The organism is Stenotrophomonas sp. 05L414_2, from assembly GCF_056397905.1.
This window is the reverse complement of the sequence record NZ_JBFTOJ010000175.1, coordinates 1-15,071: the sequence shown is the minus strand read 5'-3', so window position 1 is coordinate 15,071 and position 15,071 is coordinate 1. Positions and strand designations below refer to the sequence as shown.

Annotated in this window: 15 protein-coding genes; 12 read left to right on the top strand and 3 right to left on the bottom strand. The window is 67.2% G+C overall.

The window, feature by feature from the left end:
- The first annotated feature begins 283 nt into the window (after positions 1–283).
- Complete coding sequence (locus AC1DJN_RS18580; RefSeq protein ID WP_478039725.1) at positions 284–1,375, top strand: helix-turn-helix domain-containing protein; 1,092 nt, start codon at positions 284–286, stop codon at positions 1,373–1,375.
- A 38-nt stretch (positions 1,376–1,413) separates the two neighbouring features.
- Here the strand turns inward: AC1DJN_RS18580 and AC1DJN_RS18575 are convergent, their stop codons facing one another.
- A complete protein-coding gene (locus AC1DJN_RS18575) occupies positions 1,414–1,896 on the bottom strand; it encodes a YajQ family cyclic di-GMP-binding protein (protein ID WP_025877313.1) in 483 nt (160 codons plus the stop codon).
- Between the two features lie 83 nt (positions 1,897–1,979).
- Here AC1DJN_RS18575 and AC1DJN_RS18570 point away from each other — a divergent pair, with 83 nt between their 5' ends.
- The 3 genes from AC1DJN_RS18570 (at position 1,980) to AC1DJN_RS18560 (ending at position 4,721) form a co-directional block, all read left to right on the top strand.
- Complete coding sequence (locus tag AC1DJN_RS18570) at positions 1,980–2,876, top strand: DMT family transporter (protein ID WP_442252105.1); 897 nt, start codon at positions 1,980–1,982, stop codon at positions 2,874–2,876.
- A gap of 151 nt (positions 2,877–3,027) precedes the next feature.
- Positions 3,028–4,035 (top strand): methionine ABC transporter ATP-binding protein, encoded by a 1,008-nt coding sequence (locus AC1DJN_RS18565; protein WP_025877309.1) that lies wholly within the window; start codon positions 3,028–3,030, stop codon positions 4,033–4,035.
- Positions 4,032–4,721, top strand: a complete 690-nt coding sequence (locus AC1DJN_RS18560) for a methionine ABC transporter permease (protein WP_025877307.1) — start codon at positions 4,032–4,034, stop codon at positions 4,719–4,721. Before AC1DJN_RS18565 ends, AC1DJN_RS18560 begins: the two co-directional genes overlap by 4 nt.
- Before the next feature lie 72 nt (positions 4,722–4,793).
- Here the strand turns inward: AC1DJN_RS18560 and AC1DJN_RS18555 are convergent, their stop codons facing one another.
- Positions 4,794–5,393: a lipocalin family protein gene (locus AC1DJN_RS18555; protein ID WP_478039723.1), complete on the bottom strand. Its 600-nt coding sequence runs from the start codon at positions 5,391–5,393 to the stop codon at positions 4,794–4,796.
- 126 nt (positions 5,394–5,519) lie between these two features.
- Here AC1DJN_RS18555 and AC1DJN_RS18550 point away from each other — a divergent pair, with 126 nt between their 5' ends.
- On the top strand, positions 5,520–5,837 hold the full coding sequence (locus AC1DJN_RS18550; RefSeq protein ID WP_032976554.1) for a hypothetical protein: 318 nt from the start codon (positions 5,520–5,522) through the stop codon (positions 5,835–5,837).
- Between the two features lie 69 nt (positions 5,838–5,906).
- Positions 5,907–8,003 carry a prolyl oligopeptidase family serine peptidase gene (locus AC1DJN_RS18545; RefSeq protein WP_478039721.1) on the top strand — a complete coding sequence of 699 codons (2,097 nt, stop codon included), beginning with the start codon at positions 5,907–5,909 and terminating at the stop codon, positions 8,001–8,003.
- 82 nt (positions 8,004–8,085) lie between these two features.
- On the opposite strand, the gene AC1DJN_RS18540 is transcribed toward AC1DJN_RS18545, so the two are convergent.
- Positions 8,086–9,270 carry a pyridoxal phosphate-dependent aminotransferase gene (locus AC1DJN_RS18540; RefSeq protein WP_478039719.1) on the bottom strand — a complete coding sequence of 395 codons (1,185 nt, stop codon included), beginning with the start codon at positions 9,268–9,270 and terminating at the stop codon, positions 8,086–8,088.
- A 185-nt stretch (positions 9,271–9,455) separates the two neighbouring features.
- Between AC1DJN_RS18540 and AC1DJN_RS18535 the strand changes: the two genes are divergently transcribed.
- From AC1DJN_RS18535 to xerC, 6 genes are all read left to right on the top strand, one after another.
- On the top strand, positions 9,456–11,588 hold the full coding sequence (locus AC1DJN_RS18535) for a S9 family peptidase (protein WP_478039717.1): 2,133 nt from the start codon (positions 9,456–9,458) through the stop codon (positions 11,586–11,588).
- A gap of 56 nt (positions 11,589–11,644) precedes the next feature.
- Positions 11,645–12,067: a YbaN family protein gene (locus AC1DJN_RS18530; protein WP_032976551.1), complete on the top strand. Its 423-nt coding sequence runs from the start codon at positions 11,645–11,647 to the stop codon at positions 12,065–12,067.
- Between the two features lie 128 nt (positions 12,068–12,195).
- Positions 12,196–12,435, top strand: a complete 240-nt coding sequence (lptM, locus tag AC1DJN_RS18525) for an LPS translocon maturation chaperone LptM (RefSeq protein ID WP_025877294.1) — start codon at positions 12,196–12,198, stop codon at positions 12,433–12,435.
- Positions 12,428–13,279, top strand: coding sequence for a diaminopimelate epimerase (dapF, locus tag AC1DJN_RS18520; RefSeq protein WP_478039715.1), 852 nt, complete (start codon positions 12,428–12,430; stop codon positions 13,277–13,279). Before lptM ends, dapF begins: the two co-directional genes overlap by 8 nt.
- Positions 13,276–13,950, top strand: a complete 675-nt coding sequence (locus AC1DJN_RS18515) for a DUF484 family protein (RefSeq protein WP_025877290.1) — start codon at positions 13,276–13,278, stop codon at positions 13,948–13,950. Before dapF ends, AC1DJN_RS18515 begins: the two co-directional genes overlap by 4 nt.
- 16 nt (positions 13,951–13,966) lie before the next feature.
- The gene (gene xerC / locus AC1DJN_RS18510; RefSeq protein ID WP_032976548.1) at positions 13,967–14,860 is read left to right on the top strand and encodes a tyrosine recombinase XerC; all 894 of its coding nucleotides are present in this window, start codon (positions 13,967–13,969) and stop codon (positions 14,858–14,860) included.
- The last annotated feature ends 211 nt before the right edge of the window (positions 14,861–15,071 follow it).

Sequence of the window (15,071 nt, the reverse complement as noted above, 5' to 3'; positions counted from 1 at the left end):
GCTGCTGTTGGTGGGTGTCGACCTTGGTCGACACGTAGATCCACGCCATGCRTGGATGAATGCCGGACGAGAATGGAAGCGCATTTCCCGGCTTGGCGCTGTGCTGGGGTGATCGTGGGTTCCCGCGATCTGTCGAAACGGCATGGGCTGCTCTTGGTGGGTGTCGACCTTGGTCGACACGCAGATCCACGCCATGCATGGATGAATGCCCAACGAAATGGAAACGCTCCGTTGTTGACACGTAACGCGGGCATGGCGTGTGTGGGTGTACGCTGCATGCATGATGGCCACGACAGTCGGGCAACAGCAGCTGGTGGCGGCTAGGGCCGCCTTCGCCGAAGGCGACGTGCAGTCGCTGGCGATGCTGCCCTTGCCGTTGCAGCAGTCCTGGCAGCGCTCGCATGCGGCGGGTGTGCGCCCCGGGCAGGAGCCGTATTACCCGCCGTTGCAGGGCAACGGACACCGCTTGGAGTCCCGCGATGACCGCCGCCTGGCGCGTTGCGTGCAGCCGGAACTGGAGCAGTTGTGGGCCGCGTTCGGTGCGCGTGGCTGGACGATGTTCTGCGCCAACCGCGAGGGCATGGTGATCGTGCATCGCGCCCATGGCCTGGAAGATGCAGCGCTGCTGCGGCCGATCCAGRTGGGCCGGCGGCTGGGCGAGGCCGAGATCGGTACCACCGCGCCTGCGGTCAGCCTGGCCGACGACCTGCCCGCATTGGTACGCGGCAATGAACACTATCTGCAGCGGTTCGCCCCCGTGTTCTGCCTGAGTGAGCCGCTGCATGACCTGCAGGGGAAGGTCTGCGGTGCGATCGACATCACTGGGCTGGGGGAACGCGATCCGGCGTTGCTGCAGGGCTATTTCCGGCAGGCAGCGCTGGCCATCGAGAACCGCTTGATGCACACGCTCAGCGATGTGCATCTGCTGGCGGTGCAGCATGATCCGCGCTGGTTGGCATCACCGCTGCAGGGCCTGTTGGCGGTGCAGGAAGACGGCCAGTTGCTTTGCGCCAATCGCGTCGCCCGGCGCCTGCTCGGCCTGCCGCGGCGTGGGCCGCTGCCGCTGCTTTCGCTGGACACGCTGTTTGCCGGCGCCAGCGCAGCACAGCGACGTCGACTGCTGCAGCCCGGCCCTGCGCATCGGGTGCGACTGGGCGAGGGCAGTGCGGTCCATCTGCAGCATCTGCAGGCACCGCGCGCCGCACGGACACGTTCACCAGCTACGGCCGCAGCGCCCGTGCAGGCGGCACCATTGCGTGACCAGCAGCGCAATGCGGCACGGCGAGCCGCCCATACCGCCGAAGGCAACCTCAGCCTCGCCGCACGCCAGCTCGGCATCTCGCGGACAACGCTGTACAAACTGCTGCGCGAGTGAGGCCGGCCACGTAGGCCGGCGCTACATCGCGGTGTCGATCAATCGCGGAAGTTGTTGAACTGCAGCGGCAGTTCGAACTTGCCGGCCTTCAGCACGGCGATGGCGTCCTGCAGGTCGTCGCGCTTCTTGCCCATCACCCGCAGCTTGTCGCCGTTGATCTGGGTTTCCACCTTCAGCTTGGCTTCCTTCAGCGCCGCAGCGATCTTCTTGGCGATCTTCTGCTCGATGCCCTGCTTGACGGTGATCTTCTGCCGGGCCTGCGCAAGGTTGGTTTCCACGTCGCCATATTCCAGGCTGAGCACGTCGATGCTGCGGGCGGCCAGGCGAGCGCGCAGGATGTCGTTCATCTGCTTGAGCTGGAACTCGCTCGGTGCGGACTGGGTGATCACTTCGCCGTCGCGCTCGAACTTGGCGTCCACGCCCTTGAAGTCGAAACGGGTGGCAAGCTCGCGGTTGGCCTGGTCGAGCGCATTGGTCAGTTCGTGGGTGTCGACTTCGGACACAACGTCGAAGGAAGGCATGGGCGTTACTCCGCAGAAATCAGTGGCGGCCATTCTATCGCGCCGGTCGCGGCGGCAACGCCCGTGGTCGGCGATAATGGGCCATGAACGTGCAACGCTCCCCTTCGCGCGCCGTGGCCTGGATGGTCGCTGCTGTCGCCTGTTTCTCGCTGATGGACGCCGGCATGAAGCAGCTCTCGGCTGGCTATCCCTCGCTGCAGGTCACCTTCCTGCGTGGCGCGGCGTCGCTGCCCTTCGTGCTGGTCTGGGTGTTGGCCAGTGCCGGGCCACGCTCGCTGATCCCGCGCCGCTGGGGGCTGCACCTGCTGCGCGGCGGGCTGGGCATGGCGATGATCGGCTGCTTCGTGTTCGCCCTGCGCGACCTGCCGCTGTCCACCGCCTACACCATTTATTTCGTCGCGCCGCTGCTGATTGCCGCACTGTCGGTGCCGCTGCTGGGCGAGCGGGTCGGGCCGCGGCGCTGGGTCGCCATCGGCATCGGCCTGGTCGGCGTGCTGGTGGTGCTGCGGCCGGGCGTGGGCGGTTTCATCTCGGTGCCGGGCCTGATGGTGCTGGCCGCCGCCACCGCCTATGCCATCGCCGCGATCACCGTCAGCCTGCTGACCCGCACCGATACCTCGCAGTCGATGGTGGTCTGGTTCCTGGTCATCATGGCCATCGGCGCCGGGCTGCTGGCTATCCCCGGCTGGGTGCCGCTGCAGATGGCGCATGCGCCGTTGATCGCCGGCATGGGCCTGGCCGGGGCGCTGGGCCAGATCGCGCTGACCAAGGCCTTCCAGTTGGGTGAGGCATCGATGATCGCACCGCTCGAATACAGCGGCCTGGTCTGGGTGATCGGCTGGGACCTGGCCTTCTGGGGACAGCTGCCCGATGGCTACATCTGGGCGGGCGCGGCAATCATCGTCGCCTCGGGCCTGTACCTGCTGCACCGCGAACGGGTGAACCGGCAGGAGCCGCCGAAACCGTTGGACCATCCCTGAACCGATCTGGCTGGGGACGGGGCCGCCGATATGCCGATGCGGGCGTCTTAGAACCAAAAGGAATAACATTCTGGCCCATGGCGCGGGCGCGCGAGCGCCAGCGCTGGTAGGCTGCACGCCCCTTCCATCGCCCTCCCGGTGAGCTGATCCCGTGATCGAGTTCCAGCGCCTGCACAAATCCTATGCCGTTGCCGGCCGCGCGGTCAGCGCGCTGCAGCCGCTGGACCTGACCATCGAGGCCGGCGAGGTGTTCGGCATCATCGGTCATTCCGGTGCGGGCAAATCGACGCTGATCCGCATGATCAACCGCCTGGAGGAGCCCAGTGGTGGCCGCCTGCTGATCGCCGGCGAAGATGTCACCGCGCTGGATCCGGAAGGCCTGCGCGCGCTGCGCCGCCGGATCGGCATGATCTTCCAGCACTTCAACCTGCTGTCCTCGCGCACGGTGGCCGGCAATGTCGCCTTCCCGCTGGAGCTGGCCGGTACGCCGAAGGCCGAGATCGATGCGCGCGTCGCCGAGCTGCTGCAGACCGTGGGCCTGCAGGCGCATGCGGACAAGTACCCGGCGCAGTTGTCGGGCGGCCAGAAGCAACGTGTGGGCATYGCCCGCGCACTGGCCACCCGCCCGCAGATCCTGCTGTGCGACGAGGCCACCAGCGCGCTCGATCCGCAGACCACCGCGTCGGTGCTGGCGCTGCTGTCGAAGATCAACCGCGAACTGGGCCTGACCATCGTGCTGATCACCCACGAGATGGACGTGATCCGTCGCGTCTGCGACCGCGTGGCCGTGCTCGATGCCGGCCAGCTGGTCGAGACCGGCCCGGTAACGAAGGTGTTCCTGCACCCGCAGCACCCGACCACCCGCCGTTTCGTCAGCGAATCGGAGCAGGTGGACGAGGGCACCCTGCACCGCGACTTCGACGCGGTCGGTGGCCGTGTCGTGCGCCTGACCTTCCTCGGCGCCGACACCTACGAACCCCTGCTCGGCAGCGTCGCGCGGCAGACCGGGGTCGACTACAACATCCTGTCCGGGCGTATCGACCGGATCAAGGACACCCCGTATGGCCAGCTGATCGTCGCCCTGGTGGGCGGTGACCAGTCCGCCGCGCAGGCCGCATTCGTGGCTGCCGGCGTGCATGTTGAGGAACTGCGTCGATGATCATCGCCACCGCCGGCGGCTTCTTCCGTCACCTGGATGCGGGCAAGTGGGCCGACATCGGCCAGGCCACCATCGACACCCTGCTGATGCTGGCCGGTTCGCTGCCGCTGACCCTGGCCATCGGCCTGCCGCTGGGCGTGCTGCTGTACCTGTTCGGTGCGCCACAGCTGAAACGCCGGCCGGTTGCCTACGGCGTGCTGGCGCTGGTGGTGAACCTGCTGCGCTCGGTGCCCTTCATCATCCTGATGATCGTGCTGATCCCGGTGACCCTGTTCATGATGGGCACCTCGCTGGGCGTGCGTGGCGCGATCGTRCCGCTGGTCATCGGCGCTGCGCCGTTCTATGCGCGGCTGGTGGAAACCGCGCTGCGTGAAGTGGACCGCGGGGTGATCGAGGCGACCCAGGCAATGGGTGCCACCACCTGGCAGCTGGTCACCCGCGTGCTGCTGCCCGAAGCACGGCCGGGCCTGATTGCCGGTGCCACGGTGACTACCGTGGCCCTGATCGGCTTCACCGCGATGGGCGGTGCGATCGGTTCCGGTGGCCTGGGCGACCTGGCCTTCCGCGACGGCTACCAGCGCTCGCACACCGACGTGGCGCTGGTCACGGTGGTCCTTTTGCTGGTGCTGGTGCAGCTGCTGCAGATGCTGGGCGACCGCCTGGTCGCGCATTACAGCCGCAGATAACAGAATGCCGGGCGGCGCCCGGCATCGTTCAGGGTGGTGCCGGCCGCTGGCCGGCACTACCACCGTGTGCAGTCAACGCACGTTCGGTACTTCGTAGCCCAGCTTGCCGACCTGCTCGGCGTGCTGCGGCACGCGCTTGAGCTTGTCGGTGTTGACCCCGTACTCGTCGCGCAGGCGTTCGGCCAGGTCCTTGTACAGGGCCTTGTCCATGTCAGGCGTGCGGGCGAAGATCCAGGCCATCTCGCGGCCCGGGTAGCCGATCAGCGCCCAGGAATAGTCCGGCGCTACTTCCAGTACCCGCGAATGGGTCGGCACGACCCGGTAGAACCAGGTGCGCCAGCCGTGGTTGCCACTGTCGGGATCGACGCTGGCGCGCGCACGGRTTTCCTGCAGCGGTTCACCGAAACCATCGCGGTAGCGATAGGTGATGGCGACCTTGTGGTCCTCGCGCAGCTCGTACTGGTTGACGCTGGCGACGTGGCCGCGCTCGATGAAGTTCGGCACGCGGCCGATCACGTACCAGGTCCCCATGAAGCGCTGCAGGTCGATCGCCCCATCTGCAGAGGCTTCCGCGGCGCTGTTGTGGGACGACGGTGGAGAATTGGCAGCCACTGCCGGACCGCCCAGGGACAGGGCCAGCAACACAGCGCAGAGCGGGCGGATCGAGGTCATGCGGGAGCGGGCTCCAGTGGGCTTGCCCGCGCATGGTCACTGTGTGCACGCCATCCGTCAATGGTGTCGCAGCCGGTGAGAAGCCCCGCAGCCAAGCTGACCGCCATCGACCACCGGAGAATCCGCATGCGCACACGTCCCCGCCACCGCCCGCCAACTGAACGCGTCAGCGAACGCGCCGATCCGCGCCTGTTGCGGGTGGTGCCGCAGCTCGCCCTCGCTGGCCTGGCCGTGGTGCTGGTGTGGCCGGCCGCGCGCGGCAGCAGTGCCTGGCTGGGCTGGTTGCCGCTGTGGCTGGTCGGCATGCCGTTGGCGGCCTGGTGGGCACTGCTGCGCTGCCCGTTGCCAACGCTGGCCGCGCTCCGCTCGCTGCGACGCGACCATGGGCAGGCCCGGCGGCGCTCCCCCACGCGTACGCGCAAGGCGCACACCGCCACGGCCTGACCTTCGACACGGGGGCGGCCCCGGTGATCCATGCTAGCGTTTCACAGCTAATGACTGCCTGGAGCTGCAATGTCACGATTCGCTTCSGCCTGCCTGCTGGCCGGCATGATGACCGCTGCCTCGGTGGGTACCGCCGTGGCCGCTGAAGACACCGACCGTTACGCCTGGCTGGAGGACGTCACCGGCGACAAGCCGTTGTCCTGGGTCAAGGAACAGAACGCAAAGTCCGAGGCGCGCCTGGCGCAGACCCCGGCCTTCAAGCAGATGGAGAGCAGCATCCGCGAGGTGCTCGACTCGGACGCCAAGATTCCCGGCGTGCAGAAGATCGGTGATTACTACTACAACTTCTGGAAGGACAAGCAGCACGAGCGCGGCCTGTGGCGTCGCACCACCCTGGCCGAGTACCGCAAGGCCTCGCCGACCTGGGAAACCRTGCTCGACCTGGATGCGCTGAACAAGGCCGAGAACGAGAACTGGGTCTGGCACGGCGCTGACTGCCTGCGTCCGGATTACAGCCGCTGCCTGATCGCGCTGTCGCGCGGCGGTGCCGACGCCGATGTCACCCGCGAGTTCGACCTGGCCAGCAAGAGCTGGATCAAGGACGGCTTCTTCCGTCCCGAATCGAAGGGCGGCCTGAGCTGGATCGACCGCGACACCGTGTTCGTCTACACCGATTTCGGCAGCGGCTCGATGACCACCTCCGGTTACCCGCGCGTGGCCAAGCTGTGGAAGCGTGGCACGCCTATGTCCGCCGCCAGCGTGGTCTACGAAGGCAAGCCGGAAGACATGTACATCGCGGCGATGCACGATGACACCCCGGGCTTCGAGCGCAACCTGGTCAGCCGTACGCTGGCTTTCTACAACAACGAGATCTACCTGCGCGGCGACGATGGCAAGCTGACCAGGATCGATGCGCCGAACTCGGCCGAGAAGGGCCTGCACAAGCAGTGGCTGACCCTGGAACTGCGCGATCCGTGGACCGTGGGTGGCAAGACCTACGCCTCCGGCGCACTGCTGGTGACCAAGCTGGATGATTTCCTGGCCGGCAAGCGTGACTTCGAGGTGCTGTTCACCCCGACCGCGACCACCTCGCTGGCCAGTGCCTCGTGGACCAAGAACCACCTGGTGCTGAACGTGCTGGACGACGTCAAGAACCGCCTGTCGGTGCTGACTCCGACCGCCAAGGGCTGGCAGAAGAGCGATTTCGTCGGCGCGCCGGCCTTCGGCACCTTGGGCGTCAGTGCGGTCGACAGCAATGACAGCGATGCGGTGTGGCTGACCGCCACCGATTACCTGACCCCGACCACCCTGGCCATCGCCGACATCGGCAAGGCACCGGAAGTGCTCAAGACCATGCCGGCGTTCTTCGATGCCGACGGCAAGGTGATCGAGCAGCATTTCGCCACCAGCAAGGACGGTACCCGCGTGCCGTACTTCGTGGTGCACGACAAGGCGATGAAGCTTGACGGCTCCAACCCGACCCTGTTGTACGGCTACGGTGGTTTCGAGATTTCGCTGACCCCGTCGTACTCGGGCGGCATGGGCCGCGCCTGGCTGGAGAAGGGCGGCGTGTACGTGGTCGCCAACATCCGTGGTGGTGGCGAGTACGGCCCGCGCTGGCACCAGGCGGCGCTGAAGCAGAACCGTCACAAGGCCTATGAAGACATGGCCGCGGTTGCCCAGGACCTGGTCACCCGCAGGATCACTTCTGCCAAGCACCTGGGCGTGCAGGGCGGCAGCAACGGTGGCCTGCTCACCGGCAACATGCTGACCCAGTACCCGGAGCTGTTCGGTGCGGTGGTGGTGCAGGTTCCGCTGCTGGACATGAAGCGTTACAGCCACCTGCTGGCCGGCGCCTCGTGGATGGCCGAGTACGGCAACCCGGACACCAGCGACTGGGAGTTCATCAAGACCTTCTCGCCGTACCACCTGTTCGACGCGAAGAAGAGCTACCCGCCGGTGCTGTTCACCACCTCCACCCGCGATGACCGCGTGCATCCGGGCCACGCCCGCAAGATGGCCGCGAAGATGATCGATGCCGGCAAGGACGTGACCTACTACGAGAACATCGAAGGCGGTCATGGCGGTGCAGCCAACAACGCGCAGGCCGCGCACATGTCCGCACTGGCCTACAGCTTCCTGTGGGAGCGGTTGGGCGGTAAATGATGAAATGAAAAACGCCGCCCTCGGTGCCCGGCGGCTCCTTTGCCGCGTCGCGCGGCAAAATTCCGCCGGGCACGGCCCGGCGCTACCGGAATCGTTTCAACCCGCGCGCGATACGCTCCACCGCTTCCTGCAGCCGCRGCACTTCCTGGGTATAGGCCAGGCGTACGTGCTGGTTCGATCGATGGAAGCCGAAATCCAGGCCCGGGGTGAACGCCACATGCTCGGTTTCCAGGAAGTGTGCGCAGAACGCCTGCGCGTCATCGGTGAACGCGCTGACGTCGGCGTACAGGTAGAACGCCCCCTGCGGCTCCACTTCGATGCGGAAGCCAAGCTCGCGCAGCGCCGGCAGCAGGAAGTCGCGGCGCTGCTGGAAGGCCTGGCGGCGCTGCTCGAAGATCGCCATCGCCTCGTCGCTGAAACAGGCAAGGGCCGCGTGCTGGGCGATGCTCGAAGCGCTGATGTACAGGTTCTGCGCCAGCTTCTCCAGGTCGGGTACCGCCGCCGGTGGCGCCACCAGCCAGCCCAGTCGCCAGCCGGTCATGCCGAAGTACTTGGAGAAACTGTTCAGCACGAACGCGCTGTCATCGACCTGCAGCACGCTCGCTGCATCCAGGCCGTAGGTCAGGCCATGATAGATCTCGTCGACCACCAGGTGGCCGCCGCGCGCATGCAGTGAAGCCGAGAGGGCCGCAAGTTCATCGGCTGACAGCACGGTGCCGGTGGGATTGGCCGGCGACGCCACCAACGCGCCGACGCTGTCGGCGTTCCAGTGCTGCTGCACCAGCGAAGGGGTCAACTGGTAGGCCGTTTCCGGGCCGACCGGAACGAGCTGCGCGCCGCCTTCCACCAGCCGCAGGAAGTGGCGGTTGCACGGATAACCGGGATCGGCCAGCAGCCAGTGGCGGCCGGGGTCGACCAGCAGGCTGCTGGCCAGCAGCAGCGCGCCGGAGCCGCCCGGCGTGACCAGGATGCGTTCGGGGTCGATATCCAGGCCGTAATGACTGCGATAGAAACCGCTGATCGCCTGGCGCAGGGCGGGCAGGCCGCGTGCGGCGGTGTAGCGGGTGTGGCCGGCGGCCAACGCCGCCTGGCCGGCACGCACGACCGGTTCGGCGGTGGTGAAGTCCGGTTCGCCGATCTCCAGATGAATCACATCGTGACCGGCCTGTTCCAGCGCCTGTGCGCGGGCCAGCAGGGACATCACATGGAAGGGAGCGATTTCGTGGCTGCGCCGGCTGTAGCCCGGCGTGTGGGGCAGGGTACTCATGCCCCACATGGTACGCCGGGTGTCCCGGTAGTGTCGGCCGCTGGCCGGCAACCTCGGGATGAACAGTCTGGGCCGGCACTACCCCCGCGCACCCATGACGATCCGCAGGGTTGCCCGCAGCCCCCCTGCCACCCAGACTCAGACGCAAGGACGCCATTGCATTGCCGATCAAGGAGCCTTATTTCATGAAATCCATTCTCTGCCTGTTGCTTGCGAGCCTGATGACCAGCACCGCTACCGCCGCCACCCCGCCCGTTCCGCCGGATGTTGAGAAGCGTCCGCACGTGGTCAAGGCGCCGTTCGGCGCGACCCGCAACGATGACTATTACTGGCTGCGCGACGACAAGCGCGAGGACAAGGCCATGCTGGCCTACCTGCAGGCCGAGAACGCCTACGCCGACCAGCTGCTGGCACCACTGAAGCCGCTGGAGGATGCGCTGTACGGCGAGATCGTCGGCCGCATCAAGCAGGACGATGCCAGCGTGCCGGCGCGCGAGCGCGGCTACTGGTACTACAGCCGCTACGAGACCGGCCAGGACTATCCCATCCATGCGCGCCGCAAGGCCAGCATGGACGCGCCGGAAGAGGTCCTGCTCAACGTCAACACGATGGCCGCCGGCAAGGGCTATTTCAGCGTCGGCTCGATGGAGGTCAGCCAGGACAACCAGCTGCTGGCCTGGGCCGACGATGACGTGGGCCGCCGCCAGTACGTCATCCGCTTCAAGGACCTGCGCACCGGCGCGGTGCTGCCGGACACGATCACCGGCACCTCGGGCGACCTGGTCTGGGCCGACGACAACCGCACCGTGCTGTATGTCGAGAACGATCCGGAAACCCTGCTGACCGTGCGGGTGAAGAAGCACGTGCTGGGCACCCCGGCCAGCGCCGACACCGTCGTCTACGAAGAGAAGGACGACAGCTTCTACATGGGCATCGGCCGCACCCGCGACGATCGCTTCATCACCATCGGCGTGCACAGCACCGTGTCCTCCGAAGAGCGCTACGCGCCGGCCAGCGACCCGACCACGTTCACCGTGCTCGCCCCGCGCCAGCGCGACGTGGAGTACGACGCCGACCACTATGATGGCCGCTGGGTGATCCGCACCAACGATGGCGCGAAGAACTTCAAGCTGGTGACCGCACCGACCGATGCCACCTCGCGTGCGCAGTGGAAGGACTGGATCGCCCATGACGATGCGGTGTTCATCGAAGGCTTCGAACTGTTCGATACCTACACCGCCATCGCCGAACGTTCCGAAGGCCTGGAGCGCATCCGCCTGCTGTTCAAGGACGGTCGCAACGACTACGTAAAGGCCGACGAACCGGCCTATTCGATGGGCCTGGGCGACAACACCGAGGCTGACACCACGTGGCTGCGCTACGTGTACACCTCGATGACCACGCCGACCACGGTGTACGAACTGAACACCGCCACCGGCGAGCGTCGCCAGCTCAAGCAGCAGCCGGTGATCGGCTATGACGCCTCGAAGTACGAGACCGACCGGGTGTGGATCACCGCGCGCGACGGGGTGAAGGTGCCGGTGTCGCTGGTCTATCGCAAGGGCTACAGGAAGGATGGCACCGGCGCGCTGTTCCAGTACGCCTACGGCAGCTACGGCATGTCGATGGACCCCTACTTCAACCAGACGGCGGTGAGCCTGCTCGACCGTGGCGTGGTGTACGCCATCGCCCACATCCGCGGTGGCCAGGAAATGGGTCGCGACTGGTACGAGAACGGCAAGCTGCTGCACAAGCAGAACACCTTCAACGACTTCATCGACGTCACCCGTGGCCTGGTGGCACAGGGCTGGGCCGCGAAGGACCGTGTCGCCGCGTCCGGTGGCAGCGCCGGTGGCCTGCTGATGGGCGCCATCGCCAACCAGGCGCCGCAGGACTACCGCGTGCTGGTGGCGCAGGTGCCGTTCGTGGACGTGGTCACCACCATGCTTGACCCGACCATCCCGCTGACCACCAACGAGTACGACGAGTGGGGCAACCCCGAACAGAAGCCGTACTACGAGTACATGCTGTCCTACTCGCCCTACGACAACGTGAAAAAGCAGGCCTATCCGTCGCTGTTCGTGGGTACCGGCCTGTRGGATTCGCAGGTGCAGTACTGGGAACCGGCCAAGTGGGTGGCCAAGCTGCGTGATGACAACACCAGCACCTTCCCGATCCTGTTCCGCACCAACATGGAAGCCGGCCACGGCGGCAAGTCCGGGCGCTTCCAGCGTTACCGCGAACTGTCCGAGTCGTATGCATTCGTGCTGCAGCAGCTGGGCATCGAAACGCCCGCGGCCGGTGCTGCGACGGAATGACGCATCGTGGCGGCGGTGATATCGCCGCCGCCACCTGCGCTCGGTATCCTTGCGCGATGCGCCCGCCCGAACCGCCCGCCACCAAGGACCTGCCAACGCCCGCCCGGCCGGTGCGGTTCCGTTGGGCGTGGTGGCTGCTGGCCTATGCCAGCCTGGGCACCGGCATCGTCGGCATCTTCGTGCCGGGGCTGCCTACCACCGTATTCATCCTGATCTCGGCCTGGGCCGCCTCGCGCGGCTCCGAGCGCCTGCACGGCTGGCTGCTGCAGCACCCGCGCTTCGGCCCGGCCATCGCCAACTGGCAGGCACATGGTGCGGTGAGCCGGTACGGCAAATGGATGGCCACGATCACCATGGCGGTGTGCGCCGGCATCATGCTGTGGTGCGTGCCGGTGGCCTGGGTGAAGTGGTTCTCCATCGGCAGCATGACCGTGGTGGCGATCTGGCTGTGGACCCGGCCGCTGCCGCCGGCCGATTGATCTCTCCCGCCGGGCATGGCCCGGCGTTGCCACGGTGCCGGGTTGCGGCAGCGCCGGGCCATGCCCGGCGGATGCGTGGTGCGGCACCCTGCACCAACCGCTCAGCCGCCAATGGCTATACTCGGGGCATGAACATCCCCCATCGCAATGTCATCCTGATTCCGCTGGCAGCGGCCTCGCTGCTGTTCCTCGCCGCATGCGGCAACAAGGGCCCGCTGGTGCTGCCGCAGAAGCCGGTGCCGGTGGAAGAAACCGTCGAACCGGCCGCTGATGCCGACGCCACGCCTGCTGCCACCCAGGCCCCGCGCGACGGCAGTCCGTCCGTCACTCCTGATCCGGCCAAGAAGGTGGACGACGGGAATGAGTAAGGCCGGTACCAACGGCCTGCGCTTCAGCAAGATGCACGGCGCGGGCAACGATTTCGTAGTGATCGACCTGCGCGACGGCACCCCGCCGCCCACCCCGGAACTGGCCGCGCGCCTGGCCGACCGCCATACCGGCGTCGGCTGCGACCAGATCCTGACCATCGAGCCGCCGCGCGCCGAAGGCTCCGTCGCCTCTTACCGCATCTGGAACGCCGATGGTTCCAATTCCGAGCAGTGCGGCAACGGCGCGCGCTGCATCGCTGCCTGGCTGGTGCGCGAGGGCAGTGCGCAGGGCGACCGCTTCGTCATCGACAGCCCGCTGGCCAGCCATGCCGTGGATGTCCTCGGCGATGGCCAGTACGCGGTGGCGATGGGCGTGCCGCTGTTCGATCCGGCGCAGGTGCCGCTGATCGGCTTCGCCCACCCGCGCGAGGAGTACCTGCTGCCACTGCAGGGTGAGACCGTGCGCTTCGCGGCGGTGTCGATGGGTAATCCGCACGCGGTGATTGAAGTGGGCCTGGTCGATGCCGCACCGGTCGAGCGCGTGGGCGGACTGCTGCAGCAGCATGCCTCGTTCCCGAAGTCGGTGAACGTGGGCTTCGCCCAGGTAATGGGCCCGGAACATGTGCGCCTGCGCGTGTTCGAGCGCGGCGTGGGTGAAACCCTGGCCTGCGGCAGTGGCGCCTGCGCGGCCGCAGTGACCCTGATGCATCGCGGCCGCCTGCAGCGCGATGCGCGCATCAGCCTGCCTGGTGGCGACCTGCGCATCCAGTGGCCGGGCGATGGCCAGCCGGTGGTGATGGCGGGCCCGACCGCATTCGTCTTCGAARGGGAGTGGATCGCATGACTGAGACCGTCGACAAGCTCGGTGCCCATGAAGTCGCCGCCTGGTTGCGGCGCCATCCGGGTTTCCTCAAGCAGTTCCCGGACCTGGCGCTGACCCTGGTGGTGCCACGCGATGACGGCCCGACCGCATCGCTGGCCAGCTACCAGCTGGAAGTGCTGCGCGAGAAGAACCGCGAGCTGGCGCGACGGTTGGCCGACCTGGGCGCGACCGCGCAGGTCAACGAGCGGTTGGCGGTGCGCACGCATCAGCTCACCCTGGCCCTGATGAAGCAGGACAACGCCGCCGACACGCTGCGCGCGATGGCGGCGTCACTGCAGGAAGATTTCGCCGGCGATCTGGTACGGCTGGTCGTGCATGCGCCGGTGGCCGGGCTGGAGCAGGCCGAGTGGCTGCAGGTGCTGGCTGCCGATGATGCGCAGCTGGGCCCGTTCCGCGACTGCCTGAAGGATGGTGAGCCGATCTGCGGCCGCCTGCACAGCGACAAGAACGCGGTGCTGTACGGCGCGCGCAGCGAGGAGGTGCAGACCACCGCGCTGCTGCCGCTGCCGGGTGTTGGCCTGATCGCGGTGGGCAGCCATGATCCGAACCGCTTCTATCCCGGCATGGGCACGCTGTTCCTGCGGATGATGGGCGAGGCCCTGGTGACCGGGCTCAAGCGCTTCGCGGATTGAGCGGGAAACGACGACGATGAGCGCGGTGCAGGCGTTCCTGCAGCACCTGCAGGTGGAGCGGCGGATGTCGGCGCATACGCTCGACGCCTACCGCCGCGACCTGGATGCGTTGTCGGTGTGGGCCGAACCCCGCGGGGTGGCCGTGGAGGCGCTGGATACCGACGCGGTGCGCCAGTTCGTTGCCGATGAACACCGCCGTGGCCTGTCGGCCAAGAGCCTGCAACGCCGGCTGTCGGCCTGCCGCAGCTTCTATGCCTGGCTGCTCAAGCATGGCCGCATCGAGGCCAGCCCGGCAGCGACGCTGAAGGCGCCGCGTGCGCCGCGACGGCTGCCGCAGGTGCTCGACGCCGATGAAGCCGTGCAGCTGGTTGAACTGGAACCGGAAGGCGAGCTGGGTCGTCGTGACCGCGCGCTGCTGGAACTGTTCTATTCCTCCGGCCTGCGGTTGAGCGAAGTCTGTGCGCTGACCTGGCGCGATCTGGATTTCGCCAGTGGCCTGGTCAACGTGATGGGCAAGGGCAACCGGCAACGTCGCGTCCCCTTCGGAAAGCCGGCACGCGAAGCGCTGCTGACCTGGCGCAGCGAAAGCGGTGGTAGTGGCGCCACACCGGTTTTCCCCGGCCGCAACGGGCCGATCAGCCAGCGCGCGGTGCAGATCCGCATCCGCCAGCTGGCGCAGCGCCAGGGCCTGTTCAAGCACGTGCACCCGCACATGCTGCGGCACAGTTTCGCCAGCCACATCCTGGAATCCTCCGGTGACCTGCGCGGTGTGCAGGAACTGCTCGGCCATGCCGACATCGCCACCACGCAGATCTACACCCATCTGGATTTCCAGCATCTGGCCAAGGTCTACGATGCCGCGCATCCGCGCGCGAAACGTCGCAAAGACCCGCCCGACACGGTGGGGTAGCGCTGGGCCATGCCCGGCGGCTGTGCGATCCATGTGTCGTGTACGCGACACCGCCCGCGCTGCGCGCTCGCCGGGCATGGCCCGGTGCTACCGGAACGGCCGCCGCTTGATCTGGATCAGGGCGGGGCAGTGGTCGCCGGTGCATCGTGGCCGCAGGCCACGACGAGATACCGACCATGGCAAAGCCCATTCCGCTGCGTCCCAAGCACCC

Coding starts and splice junctions, on each gene's coding strand:
- AC1DJN_RS18575 (WP_025877313.1), bottom strand. CDS start 1,896: ATGCCTTCCTTCGACGTTGTGTCCGAAGTCGACACCCACGAACTGACC.
- AC1DJN_RS18570 (WP_442252105.1), top strand. CDS start 1,980: ATGAACGTGCAACGCTCCCCTTCGCGCGCCGTGGCCTGGATGGTCGCT.
- AC1DJN_RS18550 (WP_032976554.1), top strand. CDS start 5,520: ATGCGCACACGTCCCCGCCACCGCCCGCCAACTGAACGCGTCAGCGAA.
- AC1DJN_RS18530 (WP_032976551.1), top strand. CDS start 11,645: ATGCGCCCGCCCGAACCGCCCGCCACCAAGGACCTGCCAACGCCCGCC.
- lptM (WP_025877294.1), top strand. CDS start 12,196: ATGAACATCCCCCATCGCAATGTCATCCTGATTCCGCTGGCAGCGGCC.
- AC1DJN_RS18515 (WP_025877290.1), top strand. CDS start 13,276: ATGACTGAGACCGTCGACAAGCTCGGTGCCCATGAAGTCGCCGCCTGG.
- xerC (WP_032976548.1), top strand. CDS start 13,967: ATGAGCGCGGTGCAGGCGTTCCTGCAGCACCTGCAGGTGGAGCGGCGG.